A 17,689-nucleotide genomic window follows, 5' to 3' on the forward strand; every position below is an offset into this window, starting at 1 on the left:
CCTCGCACCTCCTTAATTTACTGTATATGCAATTTTGTCTATTTTGGCATCCTTGCCCTCAATCTCTATATCTGCAACCGTGGAATTCGGAGTATTTGCTTTGTATACCAGCTTTTCATGGTCTATACTCTGTAAATCCATAGCCACACCACCTTGTTTCGCGTTAATTTCAATTTTCTGCAACTCTTCCCCGGCAGATATGGTTATAGGCTTATCGAGTGTTATGGCATACCTCAGTACGTCGAGGGTATAGCTAATCTCGTTAGACCAGTTTTCGGCTGTGACGTCGGACCATAGCTTGACTTTTGCCTTGTAGTTTCCGGCCGCACTAGGAATCAATTTTTCGCTTTTTGCCCCAATTCCCTCTTGGATTGCTCCCGTCTTTATAAGAGAGCCTAGATTGTCGTATATGTGGAGTTGTGACTTTACCGCTGCATGCGTTCCTATCGTGCCTACTGTCCAAGTGAAATTAAGCTTATCCGTAGTTGCAAGGTTTGTAGATATTACATTAGTAAATACTACCGTATATGCCCCGTCTGCATCTGGCGTGTCAGATACCAAGATATCAGATTTCAAATTACAAAGCGGGCGCAACCCATAGTGGCCATTGCACGCAAAGTAGCTGTCCAAGGCCCCGGAAGTGCTGACATTGCGAACATTGCTGGAGTAAGCTGAGCTGGGCGAACGTAGCCACCAGTGCCAAGCAGCTCCAGTAGCAGGCTTACTTGTACTTAATGTATTTGCTACAGCTTGATTCGTTGCAGTTGCAATCCTGCTGGCATCATTTGAGAAAATAGGCAGTAGGGTTCCTTCAGCTCCTCCAGTTTCATTCGCAAGACCTACCTCCGTTACAGATGCAAGGAATACTTTGTCTACTACAGTTTCTGTGCTCCCTCCATCAGTCACTGTGTTTTTTGCAACTGTCAAAGTGGTGTCCATCATGACTCCGAGTTCGTCCGCAGAGAAACTACTCAGGAAGCCGTTTATATCGTCATATCCTGTAGCCTCACTCATTCCTGTATCATTCGGCGTTGCATCAGTAGCATGTGCGGCTGCATACCACGGCTTTCCAGCCTTGTTAAGCCACTGTCTCAGATTCGAATGTGAGTATCTATTGTTTCCGTAGCTTTTTCTATCCGCATTAGCGTTGCTAGGCTCTTTAGCGTCAAATCCTCTTAGATCTATTATTTTGTCTGTTATGAGAGTGACCGAGTTTGCCGGGTACCCTACGTGATTCTTGTCTGCAATCTTCCAGATTATATCCTCTATTGCGCTCGACTCTATGGAGTATCGCCCAAATTTTACTTTACTGCCCGTAGGCAGTGCGCTTATTAGTTGTGGCATATTTAATCCTCCTTAAATATTTCTTTATACTTTTTATCCATATCTATTCTGAGCTTATAGCAATTTCCGTGACTAGCGTGGCCGGTCCAGCTACTATAGCTCCTGTCTATCTGGTCTTTCGTAATTCTTCCGCTTTTGTATTTCTTCTTAAAGGTCTTCATCTTCCGATTCATGGCTTGCTTGCTACTGCGCCTTATCTTCCTTATGACTTTTCCACTATCGGTTAGATACGTGTGAAATCCCAGGAAGTCTAGGCCGTTTTTTACAGGAAATATTTGAGTTTTTTTATTAGTATCTAGTTTGAGTTCGCTTTTTAAATACCTCTTCATCTCTAGAAGAATTCGGTTTGCCTCTTCTTTTGAGTCGACTATAGCCATCCAGTCGTCCATATATCTTATATAGTGTTTTACCTTTAATTTTTCTTTTACAAAGTGGTCGAATGAACTCATGTAGAAATTCGCATACCATTGACTGGATTGAAAGCCGAGATTTATCCCCACCCCTTGCTCGTTGTCTATGGTTTGGTCCAGTATCCATTCTATCTTGTGCTTGGATAGTAGCGGATACATCCTGTTTTTTAGTTCTTTGTGGTCTATGGATTTAAAATACTTCGCTATGTCCCCTTTTATGAAGTATCCGCTCGTACCATTCTTCCTATAGTGCTTCCTTAGCATTTCTTCTAGCCTATCCAGGCCCTTGTGAGTTCCCTTCCCCTTTCTACAGGCGTATGTGTCGTATATTAGTCTATGGTCTAGTTCTGGCTCTAGTATGTGCTTACATAGGCACTGCTGGACTACTCTATCTCGAAACAGAGGCGCTCTTATAAGTCTCTTTTTAGGTTCGTGGACGGTAAATTCTATGCACTTCCCCATCCTATAGGTTCTGTCGCTTATTCTATCCGCCAAGAACTTAGTAGCTTCCAGGGCATGGAGCTCGTATCGTATTACGCAACTCTTGGCTCTTTTGCCTCTCCTTGTCATTCTGTATGCTTCGTATAAATTTTCGAAGCTGAAGATTTCTTTCATCTTTCCTCCTGCTCCAAATAAAAAAGTGTCCAAATTGGACACTTCCCTAAAATTGCTTTGTGGTTTTGCTTGGCGTTTGATAGCTCCGAGGTCTTTCGAACCCTTCGCATCACCCAGCTTGTATTTACCTTTCCAGGAGGGATGCTTTCTCCTTTGTCGATGATCCGCTGCTTTCAGAGTAGTTCTTAATCGGTCTGGGAAATCATCAAAGCGGGCGCAACCCATAGTTGCCATTGTACGCATTGTTGTTGTTCAAGGCCCCGGAAGTGTTGACATTGCGAACATTGTTGGAGTTAGCTGAGTTGGGCGAAACAGAAAGCACCCCATATTATTATTTAGATTTTTTAAGCCAAGCAGCAGTTAAGTGCTGGACGTCTAGTATCTTCCCAGTCCACACCTCGCACTGCTTGGAGTTTATATATTTCTGCTGAAAGCTTAACTCAACTAGAAACAATAGTGCCTTTAGCTCCGATATAGTTTCTATTTGTAGTTCAGGCCTTTCTGGTATAGGTATCTCATTTACCTTTAGTAGTCTCTGGTATATGTCCAGGACTAGATTCTGCATTCTGTTTACGAATGTGAATCTAGTCTTTTTCGGGAACCTATTAGAGCTGTCTGTCATGCAAAACGTATAATCTATAAGCTCCTTAGATTTCTTAAATATAGTCATTTCCTTCGTCATTTTACACAGCTACCTCTATCGCAGTTATAGTATAGATTTCTCCATCCTTATACAGCTTGTCTCCTATCTCCAAGCTACTAGGTACCGCCGGGGCCGTGATAGAAGGGCTTGCATTTGTATCCACTTCAGGAATTACTTTATTCCTATCCTTGTCGTATATCGCAAGCTCTATGCTGTTGAAAGCTTCGTATGTCTGGGGCTTGAATTTCAATATTTGCAGCCCTAAGAACGTTACGTCCATGTTAGATACAGTCGCCGTAGAAGTAACTGCGTCTATCCCTGTTGTATCTGTGAAGAGGTCATAGTATCCTACCCCTGTTTTGTTTAGAAATTGTATCACTTGAGCCTCTGATAGCTTCATTTTAACGTCTAGTATGTCTCTATTTGATATCTCCCCAGCTCTTTCTAGCTTTTGCATCCCCGCTTGGACCTCTCCTAGCTTGATATTTACAGTATCCTCTAGGCTTGTTGTTATAGTCGTTACATCGTTACTTATTCTGGTCTCGAAGTCTGTAAAATCCTGTTTTGTGGCATAGACTAGGGAGTCATTTATAGTCGCAGTTACACTAGTAGCGTTCCCCACTACAGTTATGAGCTCTATTTCATTTTCTACAATCACTCCCGCCGTTCCAGCAGGTATGAAGTCAGGATAGTCTCCAGCATTTGATACGGCGTATAGTATCTCAGTGGTTCCATCCATAGCATATATTCCGACCTCTCTCCAATAAAAGCCCTCTATCAGCTCTTGATTGGTGTAGGCCACTGTTATTCTGGATGTCCCGTCGCCAGGTACAGAGTGCTTCAACATTCCGGCATCCATTTCCCAGGCGAGTAAATCAGTCAATGCAGACACTTCTGTTCCTATAGGAAGTTGTCCACTTCCAAGCCCTACTCTAGTGAATGTTAACGGGGTGCCGGATTGAGCTTTTGATTGTAGCTCTCTTCCTTTGTCGGTTAGCACCAGTCCATTTGTGTAATTAGCCATAGTTCGCCTCCGTTATTTTGATTGAATTAGTATAGTCTTGCTAGACTTTCTTATGGGTAGCCCCAAATAACAGCCTCTAGCAATAGTTGTTATACCGTTATTCGGATGTATTTTCATTTCCGCCTTAGTTCTGATCGCGACCGCGCCATATAGGTGCATTCGCTTTGAAAAAAGCATCTTGAGTTTGAACCCTAAGTGTGCGGGCTTTATTTCTTCTACCGACTTGCATATATCCTCCATGTTCAAGCTTATTGAGTCTTCGTTCTTCCCCTGTATCCTTATGGCTCCATCAAAAGTCATTGTAACTTCACTTCTCGTATATGCCTCTACAGTCGCTTTTATCAGCGCGGCGCTTATCTTTCCGACGCCTCTCATTTTTGCCTTTATTATTGCCCTGCGCTCCTCTAGTGTCTTCCGTGGTCGTACCGGCAATGCTAATTCCTTTTCATAGAGTTCTAGTGCCCACGTTGCAGTGTCTATTGCGAACTGTTTTTTTATATTCTCAAATTCACTCTCAAGAATTGCGAACTCTTCTCCAGTAGCGCCGAAAAGTTCTTTCATTATTTCTGAATTTCTTTCGTACTTGGGTAGATGTGACAGTAGTCTATTCTGCAATCGTAACGCCTCCTAGCACCGCTACCTCTTCGTTTCCTATAGCTATGTTTTCAGTCCCTGAGTTGATTTTAAGCCCTCTGTAATCAAGAACACCTTGTACATTTAGTATTGCAGCTCCGATTTGAGCATATGAAGCTATATTGCTCTTGAATGCTATGCTCTTCAAGTAATCAGATATGTTCCGCTCGATGTCGTCTTTTATGGACTCTATGGTTCGAACTCCATCTTTAGTTACCGTTACGTCTATGTCTATTTGCTTAGGAGCTGCACTTATCACTGTGCAGAATGCGCCGACCGGTGCCTCTCCCTCTCCTTGCCCCCAGGTGCTCCACGTATCACTTAGTGGGTCATGTTCGCCTTTCGGGTCTATATAGTCTTGAACTTGCTTTATTAGATCCGCTCCTGCTGGATGTTTCAGGCTGTCTATTATTATCACTTTCACAGTGTTATTCCCGGCCCACAGAGATACAACTTTCGCATCTCCTACTCCTACGAATTCCTTTGCCCAGTTCATGTAATGATATTTATTTCCACTAGTAGCTGGGGTTCTTCTTCTTTCGTAGTGCCTTTCTAAGAGTTCTTTGTCTGGTTCCGCATCGTAGCCGTTCGTTACAGGCTCTAAGTTTATAACTCCAGCCAGTCCATTAACCGTGATAGGAAAGTATCTTATGGATCCCACCGGAATGTTTCCTTCACTTCCCAACACTTCACATTCAACTTTGACTTTAGCGACCCCTAGATCATTTAGAATGACTTCTTCTGTGGATTTGAAGGTCACGATATCGCTACTTACGGCCGTTCCTATAGGCACTGTCGTTCCCGGCTGACCACTTATATCTACGATTGTGCTCGCATGTGTCGCTGGCTTTCTGATCGTTCCGGTCTCTTGATAGACTCGCTTCTCCAGGTCTACACCTGACAAATTCTCTATGTCAAAGCCTTTTTTTAACTCCTCTATGTCTAGGCCTTTTTTTTCGAATTCTATAGCTGTCACCTTTGTGGAGTCATAGAAAAACGATCCTTTGCTCTTGTCGTATTCGTCGCTTATCCCCTCTAGCATTCTTTTTTGAATGGTGTCTCTGTCCTCCATTTATACTTTCACCTCCTGACTAAAGCTCTCTTCTCCGTCTAAAACAACCCGGAAATTTATCCTCGCAGTGGTTCTCTCCATAGTAACTTTAAAATTCTCTATGGCAACTATGGATGGATGTTCTAGCAAGGACTCTGTTATCTGTCTTTTGATCTCAGACTCTACATAATATTGGGGTAGTTTTCTCCCCAATAGTTGCTTTATGCCTATGCCGTATTCCGACTCTCTATCGTCCTGTTTATAGATTTCATATTTGAACTTCTCTGTCCTTATTTGTTTTTCTATCCAAATCTTTATAGCGTCTTTTCCTTCTACCTTTATCAATTTCCCATCTTTGACTACAAAGTCTCCTTTATCGAAGTCGTATAGAAAATTGATACCTATGTTCACTTCAGCTTCTTTAGTACTTGTATCCAGCACGCTGTCCAAGTTCTCTGTAGGAAACATCTATTCACCAACTCTCTTAACTTTATCTATTATGAAAAACACCTGTTCTCTTTCAGCTGGACAAAGCAGCACTTCATCTCCTGGGGCAAGGCTCAGGAAGGTCGTTAATTTAGCGCTCTCACTATCAATTATATTTATGTTTACCAGTTGCCCCGCTCCTGCCGGGGTGCTTACTGTCCCTATGTTAGTTCCTGCCGTCAGAGTTGTCCCGTATTCTTTTATAGATGCGCCATGAGTTATATATAGGTGCCTCTTATCCAGAATCACATCCCCATTTAGTATAGATATTTTTAAGGGGCTGGAAGCGACTACGGTGCCTATCACATTCCCGATTCTCGCTTCGTTGTCCCTCTCTTTGAAATGTTTTGCCATTCTTACTCCCCACATTTCTCCCACATCAAGTCACCTTCTCTATTGATAAGTTCATAGTGTGTATGCCTTTTTTATAACTATGAGAGCAATCCAGTATAAAGTATTTCCCCGACAGTCCAAATTTAGGGTAGTCTAGCTCTATGCTCCTTGCGCTCCTAACCTTGTCGTCACCTAGTAGAGTGACTGATATCTTTTGTTCTACCTTGTTCATCTCTTTCAATCTATTTCTGGCGATGTTTCCAGCTTGGGCTATGTTTTTTTCATCTACGCTTTCCGCATGTTGCAGCAGTCCGTATTTTGAAATACTATTCTTGTCTTCTACTCCAGCTATTACTTTGAAGCTCTTCTCGTCCCCGCTTGTTATTATGACCTTATTTCTCATATCCTCTATGCTTTCTTGCATTGATATGTCTCCTCCTATTGTATTCGCAACAGGAAAAGCGCCCAAATTCGTAGCCGGCTTATATTTGCCTTCCACTGTCAGGTCGTAGTACCTCTCCACATGTAAAAAACCTCTTCTGACTTCCGTTCTATAGCGTGTGCCACGCTCGGCGGATGCCAAGTCTAGCAAATCTTTTATTATGTCTGATATTGTCGCATCTTTGTATATTTTAGTTGCTACAGTAGGTATTTTAGTTAGGTTTCCTAGCGGTATCCCAAACTTTTGGCATAACTGTTTTATTGCTGCATCTACTCTGGTCTTATTTATTTGAGTTGTGGTCTTGGACTTATTTAGATAAAAAGCATAGTCAAGGGCCTTTATGGATTTCCCGTATCTACTAGTATCTAGGTTCACTACTATACCTCTAAATACCTCTTCCCCATTGTTGGATAGCATTATTTTATCTCCAACTTTCGCAAGATTATAGTTTGCAATAAATCTGTCGTCTACATTCCTAATAACTTCGCAGCTAAACTCCATACCCAATGTATCTACGCTATCTTTCCAAGAAAAGTCTCCAACAGTGGACGTTATGTCGTAGGTGGTGCCACCTTTAGTTAAGTGTACTTTGTAATTATCCATCAACTCACCTTAACCTTCACAAACCTATATTCGCTGAAAGAAAGACTGTACTTAATGTCCCCGTTCCTCATTACTGAAAAGTCGAACGCGTCTATTAGTACCGCCATATTGAACCACTCTCTCCCATCTGGTCTGCTTACGTATATCCTGAAAGGGTATTTTTTACTCCTCCAACGATTTATAAAGTCTACATACGCAAATCCATCGGATACGCTTCCAATCTTAAGCCAGCTGTATTCTCTACATGGGAAAATAGAGCTTACATTGAATGTCCGTAGCCCTTCGTCCCCTATTAGGTTCATAGTTCCATTATTTATAGTTTCGAAGGTCGTGTTGTCTTGGGGCTTGCTTACGTTTATCTCCGGCACTACTGGAAACACCATGACTTCCTGGTTGTTATTTACGCTCAAGATTATATTGGCCTGGCTACGTTTTCTATTTTCTGCTTCTTCGTATTCAACCTGCTTCATAGCACGCCTCCTTAAATCTTAAATAAGAAAGTGTCCAAATTGGACACTTTTCATTAGTCTTTAAATATTCGCAAGAGCTAGGCTTATGCTTCTTTCTATTTCACTTCCTACTTCATCAATGAATTCACGTCTGCCTATTAGTGTGTCTACCTTCACTGTTATGTTTATTTTCTTATCCCCGGTATCAGATTTCTTTTCCGGGCCTCCTATGATTCTATTCGTCTGCTCCAATAGCATTCTGGATCTAGCGTTACGCTTCAAAGGTATAGCCATTTCCGGCCCAGCCTCTCCAAATACGGAAGGTCCGGTCGCTATACCACCTTTCGCAAACATAGGAACCTTCCCTACAGTCCCTATATTTACCCCAGGAACTTTATTAGCCGTCTTAATCGCGCCGTTTACTTTCCCTATAAAGCCATTCACCATGCCTATCCCTGTATTGAGTATAGACCTTATGGTAGACAGTATCCCGTTGAATATCCCTGAAATGGTCGACTTTACTCCATTGAATACATTGCTTATCGAGCTTGCCATGGCGCTAAATCCACTAGATACAGCGCTCTTTATTGCGTTTATTGCGTTGCTTATTGCACTTTTTATGTTGTTCCATATGCTCACTATGGTGGACCATATGCTTGAGAGTATGCTCGATATTGTACTATATATAGATGTAAAGGCGCTGCTTATCGCTCCCCAGATGGCCGTCACTATTCCAGTCCAGAAAGCCAGTATGGAGTTCCAAATGGTCATTATTGTAGTCCATATAGTCGTGAGTACACTCGTTATCGTAGTCCATATCGTCGTGAATGCGTTGCTTATAACTCCCCAGATAGCCGTCAGAACTCCTATGTAGAAGTTCAGTATATTTGTCCATATCGTTGATATTATGGTCCAAATAGCCGTCAGCACGCCCGATATAGTCGTCCATATAGACGTAAACACTCCGCTTATAGTATTCCATATAGTGCTAAGCACTATTATTATTACAGCTAGTATCCCTTTGAATACAGCCTCTATTACTGTCTTGACTAGAGTCCATGCCGTTGTCAGGAAGCTTATTATAGGGCCTACCACCGACATGACTGTGCTTGATATGGCGTTCCAGGCATTAGATGCAGCTGTCTTGATTACTTCCCATGCTTTTAGCAATACAACCTTCACTTTGTCCCAGTTTTTATATATCAGTATAGCCATCATTCCTACAGGTCCAATTACAACAGCCAGCATACCTTTCACAGCGGCTCCTACTGCTGTTTTGATACCTTCCCATATAGTAGATGCTATCGACTTTATGCCGTCCCATATGCCCGAAAGTGTTTCTTTTACAGCGTTCCACTTTTCAGATGTAGCAGACTTTATGCCGTCCCACTTCTCTTTTATGGTGCTGAATAGTTCGTCTGCTTTTGCTTTTATTTTATCCCAGTTCTTGTAGAGCACTATCCCTATAGCTACTACTGCCCCTATAGCTATCGCCACCCAGAATAATGGATTGGCGAGCAAGGCGCTATTCAGTAACCACTGTAGTGTTGTCTGTGTCTTTGTTGCGGCACTCCAAATCTTAAAGGCGCCCTGTATTTTAGACATTACAGAGAAAGCAGCCATCGCGGATGCCACTCCAGCTACAGCTGGAAGCAATATGTTCATATTGTCTTTAACCATCATCACAGCATCTTTCAACTTTCCGAATACCTCTACAGCTATATCTACTCCGCTTTTTATTTTTTCAGATATTCTGTCTATGGTGCCGTCTTCCTGCCATCTAGTTAGGGTTTCGCCTACAGACTTTATCTTTCCTTTAAGGGTCTCCATTAAGGAGCCTTGCCTTATGGTTCCGTCGCTGGTTATCCCAACTATCTGGGCTAGAGCGGACTTAGTTACGCCGGTCACTGTTGACCATAGTCCTCTAGTGGTATTGCTAAGGGCATCCATTCCACCAGAATATCTTTCCTGCATTATGGACATTAGAGCTTCGTTAAATTTCTCCTGATCGGTTATCTGCCCTTTTGCATTTATAACCTCCTGGTCTCTAAACATTTCATTCGCCTTTTTAGCTATCTGAGCTTTAGTTATTCCGAATTCTTTAAGACGCTCAAGTTCGCCAGTTTGGGCATCTATCATCGCTTCGACAGCTTGATCCACCGGTTTATTGGTGGCGGCCGCCATATCTCCAATCATAGGCAAATACTTTTTGGCACTCATGCCCATCATTTCAAGCTTGGACGCTCCTTCTACGAGAGGGCCGGCCTCGAAGGGAGTTTTGTTCGCCATATTTACTGCCCACTTCATTATGTCTCCAGCTTTTTTAGAGTCTTTTGTAGCAGTCTCTAGTTGGACCCGATAACCTTCCAAATCCATAGCTTCAGTGAGCCCTGTTTTTATGGCCGCTCCTGCTGCAAGCCCTCCAAATGCCAAGCTCACTTTCTTTACTTTGGATGCGACGTCTCCCACAGTCTTTCCTATGCCTTTTCCCCAGTCCTTTATCTGGTTACGAGACCTCTTCATTTCTCTAGTCACATCTTTAACGCTATCTCTAGCTTTTTTCATAGGTGCGGATAGTTTATCTTTTAGGGACAGTATTACTCCTATAGTCTTACTCATTTATTCACCTACTTTCCGCCAAACATTTTCTCGTAGCGTTCGTTTTCTTCCTCTATGGAGTGGTTCATGGCCTCGAAGTAGAAATATTTCTCCACATATGGAAGGTTTATAAGCTTTTCGAGCGAATGCCCCCTCTGTAGATAGTAGGCATACATGTTTAACTCACCATCTTCTCTTATCCCTTTTTTATATCAGCTTCTATTTTATCGAGGCCGTAGAACGTGTTCGCAATCTCCACTATGTCCTTCATTTCGTTCATTTGCTCCTCTAGTATGGCGCTCGGAAGGTCCGTAGGCTCTTTTACTCCGTATATCTCCATCGCTTCTTTAGTATCCTCTCTGAACATAGGACACACCTCGAATATGAGTTTGTTCATTGAGTCAAGGCCTTCTACAGCATCCCCCTCGTCCTCCATATCTTCTACCAGGCTCATGAATTTCTTCAGAGGAATTTTTCTGACCTCTATAGATGTTCCTAGAACTTCAGAGTCGTAGTATTTTACACTTAACTTATCCATTTCACCTTGTTTTTTTCTCGCTATTATTTCAGCTAAAGTAGCTTTTGTTTTCTTAGACATATTATGTCCTCCTTTTCTAAAATCATCAAAAAAACAACGCCCCAGAATGCTTTCTAAGGCGTTTATTTTCATCTATCCATGCTATAGGTCTATTGAAGTTTCTCCACTTTCCCAGCCTTGAATGGCATCTCCATCTCTACGACGCTTTTTTCTTCCCACTGTTGGAGCATTAGCTCGTCGAAAGTTATGTCCGATATCTTTATCCTTTGTGTTTTTCCGCTTTTCGCATTAAACGCTTTTCCAACTATGCTTACATCCGGTATTCTGCCCTGTGAATATTCTTCAAACAGCAAGTCCATGGCCATATTATAGTTGTTGTCAGACTTCCTATAGCTGAACGACCCTTCGAACGCATACCCTAGAAGCACCCTGTCCGTAGAAAGTCCATTCGGAACATCTTCCCACTCCATCGTCATTTTAACCTCGAAGCTCTTTACCTTGTCCCATTCCTGGTCGTTTACCCACAACTTTCCGTTGCTTCCATTCCAGTATTGATTTCCTCTACTCATTTATAGGCCTCCTCTCTTACATATCTATTTCTAATGCGAAGTCTTCCATGGCATTCAGTATTTTCACATTACCTTTTAGGAATACATCTGTGCCGACTGTCATTTGCATAACTTTGTTGTCATCCCAAGTCGCCACTTCCTCTGCTCCATACTTAGGTATATTAGCCAACCTCTGCTTCTCTATAGATATTCCCACTTTATTTTCAAAGTTAGGGTCTAGCAGAGACTCATTTTCTAGGGTCTCGAAGTAGGCGTTTATGGCTCCTATAAGTAGCATTTGATTGTCTAGGTGGTTTTTATATTTCCCTTTGTAGAACCTTTTCCAAGTAGTGAATATGTCGGAGAACATTAGGTCCATAACTTCCACTATCAGCGTGAACTTCATGTCGTCAGTTATTCCTTCTCCTGTTGTAACGAGACTGTTTACCCCTCTAGCTACTCTGACTTCTCCCTCATCATTATGCAGAACAAGTTCCCCAGCATTAACTGCTGCTTCTAAATTTGCGGGTTCCTTTACGCTCTTGAACTTCTGAAGTGGTTTCGCTATGACACTCATATTTAGCGATAGGCCTGCATAGAGGCCTAGTAGGAACGGTATTGCTTCTTTTCCCGATACCTCTACAGCAGATCCGTTTACCTCCACCTTTTCATTCGTTAAGTTGTGTATGTGCATATCGTCAGATGTAGTCGCTTTATAGACTATCGTCTTGTACCTCTTTTTATCGTTCTTGACTGAACTTTTCACAAAGCTTACTATTGCGTCTGTTTCAGATTGATTGGCCCCGGCCATCGCTATCCAGCAGTTCATAGGCACTTGTCCCTTTATTGCAGTCAATAATTCCGCCAATAGCCCGTCCATAGTTTCAGGATTTACGGCCGTTGCATTCATTCTCGCAACTACTATTTCTTTCGGAGTTCCCTCTAGGCAGTCTTTTATATATCCTAGATTTTCAGCCGTGTACTTTGCACTTTCAGATGTAGTCAAGTCAGCTGCACTTGTGTATCTCGCAAATGTGAATGTCTTGTCTGTATCGTCTTTCACTATCAATACAGCAGTCCCTTTGCTCCCTCTCTGTACCGCACTTACTCCGAGACCTTTGAATAGTATGTCTATCTTAGGCAGTCCTATATCGGCCATTTAATCATCCCTTTCTCTAAATATTGTCTATTTCTATATCTTCTATGTTCGGAGTATCGTCTACTCTGTCATAGTTCTCTGAAATCATTACATCAAAGCTACACTGTAGCACCTTGTCTACTATTTCAAGCTCTAGCTCATCTATCTCTATGGCTGTTTCCGCATCTATACTAATGACTCCGTCTTGGATGAATATTTCATTCAAGTCGTCTTCCATATTCAAAATTTCAACTTTGTTCTTGTCTTTTTCTTTAGGAAAGTAGTATATCCTGACCGTAAAGTCTCTATCCAGCGCCTCCCTCATGAAGTCCGTCGACTTCATGTCGTCAAACTCAATAAAAAAAGAAGGCCTATCGAAACCTTCCGTAATGTCTGTGCTGGATATTTTTATGTTCGGAAACTTTGCTTTGAGCTTGCCCACTATAGCTCTATGAATATCTGAATATTTGACCATATCAGTACCCCATTCCATGCTTGTCCAGTAATTCATCTATGAAGTCCTGGATGTCTTTTTCAAATTCTCCTTCAAAGTTCTTTTTTGATTTTTCCAAGAACCTTTTCCCTGGTTTGAAGCCTTTTTCTTGCCCATCTCTACCGACTATTCGATGGCCATTGTTAAGTAGGTGTGCGTGCGGTGCCTTGCTGTACCCTCTTATACATAGACTTCCATTGAACTTATATATCTTCCCTCGCTTGAAGCCCTTTATGAAGTTTCCTGTCTTTTTCCCTATCCCCGCCGACTTAGCTTGTTTCTTATTCTCTCTATTCAGCTTGGAGCCTTCTTTTCTCAGAAATGCCTTGGCATGTTTGCCTTTCTCAAATTCTTGGGCCGCATCCAGCAAGTCATTTTCAAACTCGCTCAATTCTCTGAAGTCAAAATCCATATAATCACCCTTACTCTGTCTTTAGCCTTACCTGTATGTCTAGAAACTCGCCTCTTTTATAGTCAAAGTCAAAGTACAGAACCTCATAAATTTGACCTCTATACTCCATCTTGTACGTATTGTCTATATCCGGCAGCGATTGTGCCCTAACTCTTATTCTGTGGGTACTCTCTGCGTATTCAGTTTCAGATTGGCCATATCCCAGCTTGTTTCCTTTGGGCACTATCTGTCCCCAGACATATTTAAGAGGAGCGTATACATACTCCTCTTCCATAAGCTCGTTTTGCAAAAGTTGTTTGGTATGCACCTGAATTTTGTTTCTTAAATCCCCCGGATCCATTTGAAAGCCCCCTATAGTAGATTGACAGAATAACTTCCAAGTATCCTGTCTAGTACTAGATTTATTTTCCCGTTGCTTACGTCCGTGGCCATTCTGTTGCCATACATGTCATTCGCTAAGACCATTAGGGCTATTGAGGTATCTTCTCTTTCATCTAGCGCCAAGTTATCTAGGCCTGTATAGGCTCGTATGTGCGACTTGGCTCCATCGAGGATTGCCTGTAGCAGTATATCATCGTCGTCATAGTCTATTTTAGCGTAGTCTTTTACGGTAGCTACCGTAACCTCGCTGAACTTCATGTTCTACGCCTTGCCCTTTGCAGCTACCTTTATCTCTTCTGCAAATCCAGCGTTCACTAGGTCTTCTGCCATTTCCTTATCTTCTACGTTCAGCTCTTGCCCCGCCGTCATAGTCACCTTTCCAGCGAAGCTCTTAAGTGCTTTGATTTTCATAGTTTTTCGCCTCCTCTATTTTTATACTGCTGGACACTTAGCCACAGCATACGCTTCAGCGTTCACTGGCTTTCCGTCGAAGAATAGGAAGCCAAGAACTCCTACAGCTCCTTGAGTGCTGAATAGTTCTCTTAGCATTTGTATCGATTGAGTAGGTTTTATGTTCGCTATATACGAACTCGCCAAGTCTCCAAATAGTATCGGTTTGGCGCTTACCCCCAAATTATCAACATATTCAGATACTACTATAGGCTTTCCGAGCAATAGCCCTACGTATTCTTTTGTCATGTCCGGTTGGAATATATACTGTCCATCTGCATCTTTCAGTTTTCTTAGAGCTGCAAGCGTCCCTCTATTCATTAGCCATATAGCATTTTTCATATATGGTGCCTTTATGGAGTGGTATATATCTATTATCTCGTCAGCTGTTATCGCCGTTTTACTAGCTAGGTTGACGGCCACCCCACTAGTTACCAACCCAGTAGGCTGACCTGTTCCAGTCCCTTTTATGATGGCCTGCTCTGCCTTTTCCGCGAAGCTTCTAGATATCTGGTCTACTACCTCTCCAGTTATATCAAATGAGGCTTCGTTTATAAGCTCTATTGATATTTTTGTTAAGGCCCCTAATTTGTGATGCCCTATTTCTATAAGATCATAGCTTCCATCAGTAGCTGTAACCTCCGCAAGCTCATTGGTCCATCCGGCAGTTGCTTTTCCAGTTTCGATTATTTGCTGATACTTTCCAGTGCTGTTTATCCTCTTTATCTTATTGAACAGGTCCGATGTCTCCGTGACTTTCTTTATTATGTCCTTAGAGAGCTCTGTCGGTATTATGTTTCCATCGGCTGTAGTGTCCATCTCTCCAACGGCCCTAGTTTCCCCTCTTATGAAATCTGCGAATACTGCATCTGCACTTCTCTTTTCTCCCTTGTTGGCTTTCCCGCCTTCTCCGAGTTGTCTCTGTTCTTCCTGGGCCTCTAGAGTCTGGTCTATTCTTGCTATCTCCGACTTTATCTCTTTGTATCTAGTGCTCTCTTTCTGGTCGAACGACCTCTTCTCTGTTTTGGTTTTCTCCACCATGCTCTCCATCTCTTCTATAAGGCTGTTTCTAGTTTCCAAGACTTCCGGCATCGCTCTAGTCTCTAGCTCTATGTTTTTAAGTGCTATTTCTCTTTTCATTTTATGACCACCTTTCTTTTAGCTCTCTGATTTCTTCTTCATATTCTGAATATTCTTTTTCCCTGTCCTCTTCGCTTCCCTCGTACTCTTCTTTCTTAACCACGTGGTCGTGGCCGCACTCGCAGTCTTCAGTAGGCTCTTTTTCTCTTTCTGCTCCACAGCTTTCGCAAACATACTCTTCTTCCGTCTGCTCTTCTTGCTTTGTCGCTTCACTGTTGTCTTCTATAGTGGCCTCGAACTCTTCGCTTCTGGTTTCGGTCATTATATCTCTTCCTCTGGCCTCTATGGATGTAGCCATATATGCCGGAGTTTTGTCGAGTATCGATACCTCTTCGAGCTCCAGCTCTCTTACGTTTCTTCTTTGCAATCCTTCCGGCGTGTCTTCCCAATCATCTTTAAGTGCCCTGAAGCCGAAAGACCAACCTCTAAGCTCTCCATTTTTGGCTTTATCTATTATTTCCTCGTCTGTTACTGTCGCTGTTGCACGTAGGCCTACATTATCTTCTCTGAGCTTGAGGTTTCCCTCTTTTATGGAGCCGAGCTTGCGATTTTTGTCATGGTTAAACAGCAGATTGACATCGTCAGCATTATCTAAGGCTCTTTGAAATGTCCTTGGGGCAACCCTTTCTATGAACTTCCCTTTTGGAGACGGTAGCTCTCTACTGTCCCGGTCTGTTACATTTACATATCCATCAAGAATTACTTGATTGTTTCTCACCTCTATTCGCATCTTCTTCACCTCCTTTCCCATCGCTTTTCTCTATCGAGTTTGTTTTATTGGTATTAGGAGTATATATCTCCTTTGTTTTCGGATTGTAGAGAACATCCTGAAGCCCTAGCTTTATGAAGTCTAGATTTAGTGGCGCAAGGTCTTCCCTGTACCTAACTTCATCTATCTGCATAATCCCATTTTTGACGGCCAACTCGTATGCCTTATACCTTTTCTCCATATCGCCTTTCAGCAGGTCTTTCGTGTCAAACGCAAAATAAAAAGACTTCTTTTCACTAGGCAAAAGCAAGTCTTTGTTGAGCGCAGTCTCTATGGCTTTCAGTATGGGCAGTATCGCTGTTTTTATGAAATTATTGTATTCCTGTTCCGTGGCCTTGCCCTCCAGGAGAGCCACCGGCACGTTGAACAGTTTGCATATTTCAGCAGAGTTGGTCTTTTTGTTCTCGTTCAGCTGCATTTCCACGCTGGTATTGCTCGCTTCTTGGAAGTCCAGCCCTTGATTTAGAACCATAACATTATCTTCATTGTTTCCGTATAGGTTTTTCCATGCAGCTTTAAGCTGGTCCATGGCCTTTTGTTCAAGTCTGGACTGCGACTTCAGGAAGCCTTTCTTGTTTCCGCCAGTCTTGACCAGTACGTTTTCGAACACTAGGGCATTGTAGGCAACTGACAGTATCATGTTGTTTTCTTCAATCACACCTTTACCAGTTACCCCGTTTTTGGTTTTTCTCGTTACCTTTACGAACTCGAAATCTCTGTACCTGATTCCATTTACGAAAATATCGTAGTCCTTGAATATCGGATCCGGACTCTCATTTACGCTTATATAGTCGCTGTCGACCCTATGTATCGACTTAACTTTATTTCTAGAGCGATTTATATAGGCGTATCCATTTCCGTTAAGCAGGTAGTCCTCCACTATGGCTTTCTTGAATTGAAAGCCGTCTAGCATGTCGCCTGTTTCATCATTCAGTAGGGCCACCCTGTGGTCTTCTGTCGAGTGAACAGAGTCTCCCGTGTCCGTATATAAAGTTATTGGAAGAGTGGCTACAGTGTTCGCTATAAGCTCTACGCACGATGCTACAGACGGAATATTCATGGCTTGGCTTTTGGTTATGTCGCTTCCAGTGCCGCCGAATTTCAGCACTAGCTCCTCTAGTGTCATTCTGGTCTCTGTTTTATCTCTTCCTACGAGAGTTCCCAGCCGTTTAAATATCCCCAAATTATC

24 protein-coding genes are annotated in these 17,689 nt (G+C 42.5%); all 24 read right to left on the reverse strand.

The window, feature by feature from the left end; translation table 11 throughout:
- Nucleotides 1-12: 12 nt before the first annotated feature.
- Nucleotides 13-1,344, reverse strand: a complete 1,332-nt coding sequence (locus EUAN_RS03325) for a DUF6273 domain-containing protein (protein ID WP_071061709.1) — start codon at nt 1,342-1,344, stop codon at nt 13-15.
- A 2-nt stretch (nt 1,345-1,346) separates the two neighbouring features.
- Nucleotides 1,347-2,603 carry a reverse transcriptase/maturase family protein gene (locus tag EUAN_RS03330; protein ID WP_169817326.1) on the reverse strand — a complete coding sequence of 419 codons (1,257 nt, stop codon included), beginning with the start codon at nt 2,601-2,603 and terminating at the stop codon, nt 1,347-1,349.
- Complete coding sequence (locus EUAN_RS13115; RefSeq protein WP_483756997.1) at nt 2,575-2,691, reverse strand: DUF6273 domain-containing protein; 117 nt, start codon at nt 2,689-2,691, stop codon at nt 2,575-2,577. Before EUAN_RS13115 ends, EUAN_RS03330 begins: the two co-directional genes overlap by 29 nt.
- Before the next feature lie 9 nt (nt 2,692-2,700).
- Nucleotides 2,701-3,051, reverse strand: coding sequence for a four helix bundle protein (locus EUAN_RS03335; protein ID WP_071061711.1), 351 nt, complete (start codon nt 3,049-3,051; stop codon nt 2,701-2,703).
- Nucleotide 3,052: 1 nt separating this feature from the next.
- Nucleotides 3,053-4,036: a phage tail-collar fiber domain-containing protein gene (locus tag EUAN_RS03340; RefSeq protein ID WP_071061713.1), complete on the reverse strand. Its 984-nt coding sequence runs from the start codon at nt 4,034-4,036 to the stop codon at nt 3,053-3,055.
- Nucleotides 4,037-4,048: 12 nt separating this feature from the next.
- Nucleotides 4,049-4,651 (reverse strand): putative phage tail protein, encoded by a 603-nt coding sequence (locus EUAN_RS03345; RefSeq protein ID WP_071061715.1) that lies wholly within the window; start codon nt 4,649-4,651, stop codon nt 4,049-4,051.
- On the reverse strand, nt 4,641-5,741 hold the full coding sequence (locus EUAN_RS03350; protein ID WP_071061717.1) for a baseplate J/gp47 family protein: 1,101 nt from the start codon (nt 5,739-5,741) through the stop codon (nt 4,641-4,643). Before EUAN_RS03350 ends, EUAN_RS03345 begins: the two co-directional genes overlap by 11 nt.
- The gene (locus tag EUAN_RS03355; protein ID WP_071061719.1) at nt 5,742-6,188 is read right to left on the reverse strand and encodes a DUF2634 domain-containing protein; all 447 of its coding nucleotides are present in this window, start codon (nt 6,186-6,188) and stop codon (nt 5,742-5,744) included.
- The gene (locus EUAN_RS03360; RefSeq protein WP_245674440.1) at nt 6,189-6,575 is read right to left on the reverse strand and encodes a DUF2577 family protein; all 387 of its coding nucleotides are present in this window, start codon (nt 6,573-6,575) and stop codon (nt 6,189-6,191) included. It lies immediately after the preceding gene.
- 10 nt (nt 6,576-6,585) lie between these two features.
- A complete protein-coding gene (locus EUAN_RS03365) occupies nt 6,586-7,584 on the reverse strand; it encodes an XkdQ/YqbQ family protein (protein WP_071061722.1) in 999 nt (332 codons plus the stop codon).
- Nucleotides 7,584-8,054 (reverse strand): hypothetical protein, encoded by a 471-nt coding sequence (locus tag EUAN_RS03370; RefSeq protein WP_084655691.1) that lies wholly within the window; start codon nt 8,052-8,054, stop codon nt 7,584-7,586. The genes EUAN_RS03365 and EUAN_RS03370 overlap by 1 nt, the downstream gene beginning before the upstream one ends.
- A gap of 60 nt (nt 8,055-8,114) precedes the next feature.
- Nucleotides 8,115-10,652 carry a phage tail tape measure protein gene (locus EUAN_RS03375; RefSeq protein WP_071061724.1) on the reverse strand — a complete coding sequence of 846 codons (2,538 nt, stop codon included), beginning with the start codon at nt 10,650-10,652 and terminating at the stop codon, nt 8,115-8,117.
- 8 nt (nt 10,653-10,660) lie between these two features.
- Entirely contained in the window at nt 10,661-10,807 is a 147-nt protein-coding gene (locus tag EUAN_RS12570) for a hypothetical protein (RefSeq protein WP_169817327.1), read from the reverse strand.
- A 20-nt stretch (nt 10,808-10,827) separates the two neighbouring features.
- Entirely contained in the window at nt 10,828-11,229 is a 402-nt protein-coding gene (locus EUAN_RS03380) for a hypothetical protein (RefSeq protein ID WP_071061725.1), read from the reverse strand.
- Between the two features lie 89 nt (nt 11,230-11,318).
- Nucleotides 11,319-11,738, reverse strand: coding sequence for a phage tail tube protein (locus EUAN_RS03385; RefSeq protein ID WP_071061727.1), 420 nt, complete (start codon nt 11,736-11,738; stop codon nt 11,319-11,321).
- Between the two features lie 16 nt (nt 11,739-11,754).
- On the reverse strand, nt 11,755-12,876 hold the full coding sequence (locus EUAN_RS03390; RefSeq protein WP_071061729.1) for a phage tail sheath C-terminal domain-containing protein: 1,122 nt from the start codon (nt 12,874-12,876) through the stop codon (nt 11,755-11,757).
- Between the two features lie 16 nt (nt 12,877-12,892).
- Nucleotides 12,893-13,366 (reverse strand): phage tail terminator family protein, encoded by a 474-nt coding sequence (locus EUAN_RS03395; protein WP_169817328.1) that lies wholly within the window; start codon nt 13,364-13,366, stop codon nt 12,893-12,895.
- Nucleotides 13,332-13,760 carry an HK97 gp10 family phage protein gene (locus EUAN_RS03400; RefSeq protein WP_071061733.1) on the reverse strand — a complete coding sequence of 143 codons (429 nt, stop codon included), beginning with the start codon at nt 13,758-13,760 and terminating at the stop codon, nt 13,332-13,334. Before EUAN_RS03400 ends, EUAN_RS03395 begins: the two co-directional genes overlap by 35 nt.
- Before the next feature lie 10 nt (nt 13,761-13,770).
- Nucleotides 13,771-14,100: a head-tail adaptor protein gene (locus tag EUAN_RS03405; protein WP_071061735.1), complete on the reverse strand. Its 330-nt coding sequence runs from the start codon at nt 14,098-14,100 to the stop codon at nt 13,771-13,773.
- Between the two features lie 11 nt (nt 14,101-14,111).
- A complete protein-coding gene (locus EUAN_RS03410; RefSeq protein ID WP_071061736.1) occupies nt 14,112-14,399 on the reverse strand; it encodes a head-tail connector protein in 288 nt (95 codons plus the stop codon).
- A gap of 3 nt (nt 14,400-14,402) precedes the next feature.
- Nucleotides 14,403-14,552 (reverse strand): hypothetical protein, encoded by a 150-nt coding sequence (locus tag EUAN_RS12575; protein WP_169817329.1) that lies wholly within the window; start codon nt 14,550-14,552, stop codon nt 14,403-14,405.
- Between the two features lie 21 nt (nt 14,553-14,573).
- Nucleotides 14,574-15,731: a phage major capsid protein gene (locus EUAN_RS03415; RefSeq protein ID WP_071061738.1), complete on the reverse strand. Its 1,158-nt coding sequence runs from the start codon at nt 15,729-15,731 to the stop codon at nt 14,574-14,576.
- Between the two features lies 1 nt (nt 15,732).
- Nucleotides 15,733-16,461, reverse strand: coding sequence for an HK97 family phage prohead protease (locus tag EUAN_RS03420; RefSeq protein ID WP_071061739.1), 729 nt, complete (start codon nt 16,459-16,461; stop codon nt 15,733-15,735).
- A complete protein-coding gene (locus EUAN_RS03425) occupies nt 16,424-17,683 on the reverse strand; it encodes a phage portal protein (protein ID WP_211266269.1) in 1,260 nt (419 codons plus the stop codon). Before EUAN_RS03425 ends, EUAN_RS03420 begins: the two co-directional genes overlap by 38 nt.
- Nucleotides 17,684-17,689: the final 6 nt, after the last annotated feature.

This window comes from Andreesenia angusta, from assembly GCF_001855385.1.
In the GTDB taxonomy this organism is placed as follows: Bacteria; Bacillota; Clostridia; order Tissierellales; family Gottschalkiaceae; genus Andreesenia; species Andreesenia angusta.